Source organism: Streptomyces lydicus, assembly GCF_000717345.1.
Taxonomy (GTDB): domain Bacteria; phylum Actinomycetota; class Actinomycetes; order Streptomycetales; family Streptomycetaceae; genus Streptomyces; species Streptomyces lydicus.
The window spans coordinates 318,436-325,537 of the sequence record NZ_JNZA01000001.1; the positions used below are offsets into that span (position 1 = coordinate 318,436).

Annotated in this window: 7 protein-coding genes and 1 pseudogene; 4 read left to right on the forward strand and 4 right to left on the reverse strand. The window is 67.1% G+C overall.

Annotation, left to right across the window (positions count from 1 at the left end):
* Positions 1–159: 159 nt before the first annotated feature.
* Entirely contained in the window at positions 160–582 is a 423-nt protein-coding gene (locus OO62_RS01450) for a MarR family winged helix-turn-helix transcriptional regulator (protein ID WP_033265204.1), read from the forward strand.
* Here the strand turns inward: OO62_RS01450 and OO62_RS41630 are convergent.
* Positions 579–1,621: pseudogene (locus tag OO62_RS41630) on the reverse strand (IS5 family transposase). The gene OO62_RS01450 and the pseudogene OO62_RS41630 sit on opposite strands and share 4 nt — an antisense overlap.
* Positions 1,622–1,729: 108 nt before the next feature.
* Positions 1,730–2,650: an NADP-dependent oxidoreductase gene (locus OO62_RS01465; protein ID WP_033265206.1), complete on the reverse strand. Its 921-nt coding sequence runs from the start codon at positions 2,648–2,650 to the stop codon at positions 1,730–1,732.
* Positions 2,651–2,733: 83 nt separating this feature from the next.
* Between OO62_RS01465 and OO62_RS01470 the strand changes: the two genes are divergently transcribed.
* Positions 2,734–3,303, forward strand: coding sequence for a TetR/AcrR family transcriptional regulator (locus OO62_RS01470; RefSeq protein WP_033265207.1), 570 nt, complete (start codon positions 2,734–2,736; stop codon positions 3,301–3,303).
* A gap of 261 nt (positions 3,304–3,564) precedes the next feature.
* The gene (locus OO62_RS01475) at positions 3,565–3,858 is read left to right on the forward strand and encodes a hypothetical protein (protein ID WP_033265208.1); all 294 of its coding nucleotides are present in this window, start codon (positions 3,565–3,567) and stop codon (positions 3,856–3,858) included.
* A gap of 175 nt (positions 3,859–4,033) precedes the next feature.
* On the opposite strand, the gene OO62_RS01480 is transcribed toward OO62_RS01475, so the two are convergent.
* Positions 4,034–5,206 (reverse strand): epoxide hydrolase family protein, encoded by a 1,173-nt coding sequence (locus OO62_RS01480; protein ID WP_033265209.1) that lies wholly within the window; start codon positions 5,204–5,206, stop codon positions 4,034–4,036.
* Between the two features lie 103 nt (positions 5,207–5,309).
* Between OO62_RS01480 and OO62_RS37580 the strand changes: the two genes are divergently transcribed.
* Positions 5,310–5,885, forward strand: a complete 576-nt coding sequence (locus tag OO62_RS37580) for a CGNR zinc finger domain-containing protein (protein WP_077191378.1) — start codon at positions 5,310–5,312, stop codon at positions 5,883–5,885.
* Positions 5,886–6,001: 116 nt separating this feature from the next.
* Here the strand turns inward: OO62_RS37580 and OO62_RS39425 are convergent, their stop codons facing one another.
* Positions 6,002–6,229 carry a hypothetical protein gene (locus OO62_RS39425; RefSeq protein ID WP_129322927.1) on the reverse strand — a complete coding sequence of 76 codons (228 nt, stop codon included), beginning with the start codon at positions 6,227–6,229 and terminating at the stop codon, positions 6,002–6,004.
* Between the last annotated feature and the right edge of the window lie 873 nt (positions 6,230–7,102).

Sequence of the window (7,102 nt, forward strand, 5' to 3'; positions counted from 1 at the left end):
CCGTTGTCGCATGCGTGCCGGGGTTCGGCTGCGGCGACGGTGGCGCTGGACCCGGCACAGGAGACTCTACAGCAATGCTGTGCAGTTGAACTGTTCAGTTTGGCTGTTCAGTTCTGCTGCGCAGTCCCGCTGTGCAGCTACGCTGCGTTAAAATTCGGTATGCCCCTTCCGGAATCCGCCGCTGTCGCGGCCGAACTGCGCACCGCGATGGGAAAGCTCACGCGGCGCGTGAAACTCGAGGACCAGATGCCGCACGGCCAGGTGGCCGTCCTCGGTGCGCTGGACCGCAGCGGCGCGATGACGACCAGCGAACTGGCGGCCGATCAGCGGGTGCGCCCGCAGTCCATGGCCCGAGCGGTTGGACTCCTCATGGAGCAGGGGCTGATCACGCGCCGGGCGCATCCGACCGACGGCCGCAAGAGCCTGGTCGAGCTCTCCGCTGCGGGGCAGGCACTGCTGGAGGAGGAGCGGGGGCGCAGGGCGGATTGGCTCGCGCGGGCGATTGAGGCGGAATTGACGGGCGAGGAGCGGGAGTTGCTGGCGCGGGGGATCGGGCTGGTGGAGAGGCTCGCGGCGCACTAGGGCGCGTATCGAGGCGTGATCAGTGGACAGCTCCGGGTGAGGTCTTTGATCCAGATCATCGAGGCGCGAAGGTGGAGGCCGGCGAGGTAGCTCGCGGGGGTCTTGTCGTACCGCGTGGCGATGCCGCTCCATACCTTGAGCTTGTTGATCAGGCGCTCGACGGTGTTCCGCTCCTTGTAGAGCTCGGCGTCGCGGCTGACGGGCCTGCCGCCTCTGTTGCCCTTCTTCTTCCGGTTCGCGGCCTGGTCCCTCTTCTCCGGGATGGCCGCCTTGATGCCGCGTCCGCGCAGGTAGGCACGGTTACCGCGGGAAGAATAGGCATTGTCCCCGGCGACGGCGACGGCGACGGCGTCGGGCCGGGTGCGGGGACGGCCGACGGGCCCGCGGACCCTGATCTTCCCGAGCACGGGGGTGAACTGCGGGCTGCCGGCTGCCTGTCCGGCGGCCAGGACGAGCGCCAGCGGGCGGCACTTGCAGTCGGCAGCGAGGTGAACCTTGCTGGTCTGTCCACCTCGCGAGCGCCCCAGGAGGGCGGCCTTCAGCCGGAGCTTTCGACGCCGGCGGACGCGTCGTCGCTCTTCGCGTCCGGGGCCCGCTTCGCCAGCGTCAGGTCCACTTGGTTCTTCAGAGTCGCCCTCGTGACCTGACCTTCTCCTCCACAGGAGCAGCCTTCTCCAGGGCAGTGAGCACGTCCTCGCCCCATGTGCATCCCGGCGGCGTCATGGTGAGCGCGCGCGGTGGTGGAGTCGATGCTGACCAGCGACAGATCCACCTCACGCCGCTTCGCGGCTTGCGCGATCAGCCCCTCCAACAGCGCCTCGAACACGCCGGCATCACGCCACCGCCGGAAGCAGTTGGAGCCGGTCGACCAGGCACCGAACTCCTGCGGCATCTCCCGCCACTGCCCGCCGGACTTGAACCGCCAGATCGCGCCGTCGAACTGCTGCCGCAGGCGCTCGGGATACGGGCCGTACTCGCCGATCGGCAGGTGCGGCCCGATGAACTCCCACTCATCGTCGGTCAGCTGTACTCGCGTCACGCACAGCGGTCTAACGGATCAGGCATCGGAGCGCAGGCAAACCCCCAGAACGAATCACAACGCGATACGCGCCCTCATCCTGGTCGCTGAGTCCACCTTCTGCCCGGTTCACAGTGCGACCACGATTTTTCCGTGAACATGCCTCTCGGCCTGGGTCGTCACGGCTTCCCAAATCTGCTCGACCGGGAAGGTCGCCGCGATCGGCACCGTGATCTCGCCAGAATGGATCGCGTCGGCGATCCGTTCCAGGGCGCCCGGACCCGCATCGAGGGCGCCCGTCTTGCGCACACCGGGCGGCGGGGCGGGGCCGTCGGCCACGACGGAGATCCGCTCGGGTGCCACGCCGAGCGCGAGTGCGGTCTCGGCCGCCTCCCTTCCGAACAGGTCGGTTGCGGCGGTGATCCCCTCGGGCGCCAGGGCCCGCACCCGGTCCGCCAGGCCGGGGCCGTACGCCACGGGTTCGGCGCCGAGAGCGCGCAGGAATCCGAACGTGCCCTCGGAGGCGGTGCCGAGCACCCGGGCGCCCGCAAGCTTCGCCAGCTGCACGGCGAAGATACCCACGCCGCCCGCCGCCCCACCGATCAGGACGGTGTCCCCGGTGCGGAGCCCGATCGCGGCGAGCGCGGCGGAGGCCGTCAGACCGGACACCGGAAGCGTGCCCGCCACCTCGTCGCCGATACCCTCCGGAGTGGGCCATAACGTTGTCGCAGGCGTCTTGACCAGCACGAAATCGGCGACTGACCGGCCGATCGCAGCCCCGTACACCCGGTCGCCGGTCGCGAATCCGGTGGCGTCGGCGCCCACCTCGTCCACCACTCCGGCGAAGTCGCTGCCGAACCCGGCCGGCAAGGTGATGCCGAACCGCGCCGCCATGTCGGGCTGCGTGGTGATCTGCCAATCCATCGGATTCAGCCCGGCGGCCGTGACCCGGACGCGAACCTCGTCCGGTGCGGCGTGCGGCTCGGGTATCTCCTGCAGTTCGAGTACTTCGGGGCCGCCAAATCGCCGGTAACGGACAGCTTTACTCATCGGTGCCCTCTCCTGGCCAGTGATGGGACTTGGTCTCATCGACCCTACAGCAGTGATGGGACCAAGTCCCGTACACTGCTCCCATGGCTCGCTGGCAACCCGACGCACCAGAACGACTCGCCGCCGCCGCCCTCGACCTCTTCGAGGAGCACGGCTACGAGAACACGACCGTGATCGAGATCGCGGAGCGCGCGGGGCTCACAAAGAGCACGTTCTTCCGGTACTTCCCGGACAAGCGCGAGGTGCTCTTCGGCGCGGGCACGGTGACCGGCCTGCTCGTCGAAGGGATCGCCTCGGCGCCGTCGGTGGCCGACCCGCTCGATGCGGTGGCGGACGCCCTCGATGCGCTCGGCCGGACGTTCTTCACCGCCGACCGCCGCGAGTTCAGCGGCCGGCGCCAAGCCGTACTGAACGCCAATACGGAACTGCGTGAACGCGAAGCCCTGAAAAGGGTCGACCTCACCGCCTCAATGGGCGAGGCCCTCAACCGCCGCGGAGTCCCGAGCCTGACCGCGCGCGTGGCCGCGAAACTGGGCACGCTCGTCTGGGAGATCGCCTTTGATCAGTGGATTGACACCAACAACAGCGAGGACTTCGGCCCACTGGCACGGCAAGCGCTCGCCGAAGTACGCGCGGCCGCAGCCGTGCGCTAAGGCGCGTATCGCGTCGCGATCGCTCTGTGGGATTGCCTGCGTTTCGAGGCATGATCCGGTAGACCGCTGTGCGTGACACGAGTACGACAAGACCCCCGCGAGCTACCTCGCCGGCCCCCACCTTCACGCCTCGATGATCTGGATCAAAGACCTCACCCAAGCTGTCCACTGATCACGGCTCGATACGCGCCCTAGCTGGACCTCTGGCGCAACCGCGCTCCAGGGACTGTCCGGCGGAGCTTGGGGCCGTAGGCTCTGACGGTGATTAATCTCCAGGTCCGTAGTGAGAGCGGCGCGATCCAGGCTCGTGCCGAGCACGGTGTGGTCTGGGGGCCGGAGCTGGCAAGGCTCGACCACTCGGTGTTTCCGATGTTGGGGCACCTGTTGCCGTACGCGGACACCGCTTTCAACAGTCGGCAGGTGTCCAGCTTGCTGGGGGAAGTACCGCGACTGCCGCCGGGTGTGGTCACCGATGAGTTCGCGAGCGAGCTTCTGGAGCTGGGGCAGAAGGTTCTCGACGGACAACACCTGTATCTGTGGTTCGTCGGGGACTGAGACGGCTGGTCCGCTCAGCCCCGGAGCCGTAGCGTGGCGGCTGCGACGACCGCAGTGCCATGAAAGACGTAGGCACTGCACGTTCTGTCGTCTGGATGAACTCGCTCTGGAAGCCGTCGGGCAACGCCTTGAGCCGGATCAGGCGATGATCGAGTGCCGGCACCCAGAGCCGCGTTCACCGATTTGCGGCCAGCACTGCCGCGAGGCCCTCTTGTAGATCCTTGACGAAATACTCGGGAACCTCCAGCGACGGGAAATGCCCCCCGATTTCCGGCGACCTCCATCGGACGATTTGCCGGTACCGTTCCTGTGCCCAGGGGCGCGGACACTTCTCGATGTCGCGGGGATACATACTGATTGCTGACGGGACGTCGACCCGAAGTTCGGGATCGAGCGAGTTGTGGCTTTCGTAGTAGATGCGGGCTGCCGATGCGCCGGTCCGCGTCAGCCAATACAGGGTGACGTCATCAAGAACCCTGTCCATGGAAATCGTCTCGAACGGGCTGTCTTCGGTGTCTGACCACTCGGCGAACTTGTCAAGGATCCAGGCAAGAAGCCCGACCGGTGAGTCGACGAGCGAGTAGCCGATGGTCTGCGGTCGGGTCGCCTGCTGCTTCGCGTACGCCGCGCGGTGGCGCCAGAAATGGCGGGTTTCCTCGGCCCACTTGCGCTCGACCGCCGTGAGCCCGTCCGTCGTCAACCCGGGCGGTCCCTCCGCGAACGTTGTGTGGATGCCGAGGACCTGCGCCGGGAACCTGCCGCCGAGAACCGTGGTGATATTGCCTCCCCAGTCGCCGCCGTGGGCGACGAATTTGCTGTAGCCGAGCCTTCCCATCAGTTCCACCCATGCGGCCGCGATCTTTTCGGTCCCCCACCCGGTGGTGGCCGGTTTGTCGCTGTAACCGAAGCCGGGCAGCGACGGGGCCACGACGTGGAACGCCGGCGCATCGGCATCGTTCGGATCTGCCAGCTCGTCCACTACGTCGATGAACTCGGCAATGCTGCCCGGCCACCCGTGCGTCAAGATCAGAGGAGTGGCATCTGCGCGCGCGGATCGGCGGTGCAGGAAGTGGATTCCCAGATCATCGATCGTCGTGCGGAACTGGCCGATCCGGTTGAGGCGCGCTTCGAACGCCCGCCAGTTGTACCCCGTGCGCCAGTAGTTCACGACGTCGACGAGGTCGGCGAGAGGAACGCCCTGCCCCCATCGGCGAGGGCCGGGCGCGGCGCCGTGGACCGTCTCAACCTCCGGCAGCCGCGCCGCATCCAGTCGCGCGCGCAGATCGTCGAGGTCAGCGTCAGTTGCGTGGGCTTCAAATGCTTGCACGTCGCTGGTCGGACGGGGCATGAGACCTCCTGGCCATCGCGGAACCGGCTACGACCTGTCGTGAACCGGCTAAGACGGTTCTAGCAGTTCCCCGAGCCACGCTGCAACCGGCTAAGGTGGTTCCATGCGTGCTGAGTTCCCTGACTTCCGCCTCGGTAATGTGCTGGCGACCAGCTTCACGGGGACTCTGTCGGAGCGTCGCGGCAACCCTGTGGAGCGCATTCCCACGCCGCAGCGACTCGTCGACTGGCTGGCAGTGAGCGGCCTCGCCGTGGACTCCTGCACCACTGCCCAGCTCGACCTCGCTCGGGAACTGAGGGAGTCGATTCACGCCGCCGCGACAGCGGCCGCGATCCGGGACGCTCTCCCTGCATCTGCTGTCCAAGTCATCAATGACTGCAGCGCTCAGGGTCGGGCCGCGGCCATCCTGACGCCCGAGGGTAAGCGGCGATGGCGGCTCAGCTCGGCTTCCTGTGTGGAAGATGCCCTCAGTGTGATCGCCGCCGACGCGATCAGCATCATCGCGGGCGAACGAGACGGAAAATTGGCCTTGTGTGCATCACCAACCTGCCAAGCCGCCTTCTTCGACACCAGCCAAAGTCGCACCCGCAAATGGTGTGACATGAACACGTGCGGGAATCGTCAGAAGAAAGCACGCTTCAATGCCAACCAGCGCAAAAACCCTGGATCAGCGAAGTGATCGTTACCTCGGTACATCCACGTGGGCCCCACGCCTTGACGTGCTTCGACGACACCTGAGTTCCATGGTTGTGTGAGGCCGGCCATGACGGCGCCGAGGTCGCGTGGCTGGCTTCGTCAGGTCCCTGCGAGGGCTTCCGCCGCCTGCTTGGTGCCTTCGACGCGGGCCCGTACCTTGGCGAACGCATTCTGGCGGCTGGTGGACTGGTCGTTTGCGAAGGGGGAGAAGTCGGCGTCGTCGCAGGTGCCCAGCTGGTCGGCCGGGGATGTTGCGGGCCGCGCGAAGGACGCGGTCGCGGACTTCCTCCGCAGTTTCCACGCGCGGGTCGCAAGGGTCGGTGACACCGACGAACACGCGGATGTCCGGCCGCAGCTGGTCGGCCGTCATCTTCAGAGCGTGTTCCGGGTCTGACTCGCTGGCCAGGGACAGGCTGAGGCTGCCGGCCTGGAGGCGGAACAGCTGCGGCAGCAGGTCCCCGTAGTCGACGTCGAGGCTGTGCGTGGAATTCTGGTCGGCGCCCGGGCCGCAGTAGACGCCGATCCGGGTGAGGCGTTGCAGTAGCTGGTTGTTGAGGTCAACGAACCCCTTCAGGACTCCGCCCCTGGGGTCCAGCTTGAGCGAGAGGCGGGCCTCTTCGAAGTCCAGCTCGACCTTGTGTGCGCCGACGTCCACAGCTGCGGATGTCCTTCTCCGCCTCGTCCAGCACGTCTTGGACGACCACCTCACGTGCGTATCCGGCGATGCCGGGCGGCGGGCACAGCAGGCTCATCATGGACGGGGCGACCACGGCTTGCTTCACCGGGACCCTCGCGTACTGCTTCGCGGTTTGCAGGTACTGCCCGGTGGTGGTCCGGTACCGGAACGGAGACTCGCGACCAACCAAAGACCTGGCACCAGACAAGTCGGATATTGCCGTTCGATTCCGAGGCGCCGCAGAGTTGTCGGCCGGGAGCCAGCCCGTATTCGGGGGTGTCGCGGTGCGGGGGTGCGATCGGCTCCGCCGCCGGACGTGGCGGCCGGGCCCGGCGCTCGTCGCCGGGCCCGTGTCCTGGGCTGCTTTGGCTCAGGACAGCACGTCCATCAGGGCGGTGACATAGGCATTCAGCCGCTGCTCCACGGTTCGCGTCGTCAGCTCTGGTCTCCCTGCCTCACGCCATGACTTCGCCACCTGCTGCACCTCTTCTGAGCAGGCCAGCCCGTCCCGCACCTGCCAGTAC

Coding starts and splice junctions, on each gene's coding strand:
- OO62_RS01450 (WP_033265204.1), top strand. CDS start 160: ATGCCCCTTCCGGAATCCGCCGCTGTCGCGGCCGAACTGCGCACCGCG.
- OO62_RS37580 (WP_077191378.1), top strand. CDS start 5,310: ATGCGTGCTGAGTTCCCTGACTTCCGCCTCGGTAATGTGCTGGCGACC.
- OO62_RS01465 (WP_033265206.1), bottom strand. CDS start 2,650: ATGAGTAAAGCTGTCCGTTACCGGCGATTTGGCGGCCCCGAAGTACTC.
- OO62_RS01470 (WP_033265207.1), top strand. CDS start 2,734: ATGGCTCGCTGGCAACCCGACGCACCAGAACGACTCGCCGCCGCCGCC.
- OO62_RS01480 (WP_033265209.1), bottom strand. CDS start 5,206: ATGCCCCGTCCGACCAGCGACGTGCAAGCATTTGAAGCCCACGCAACT.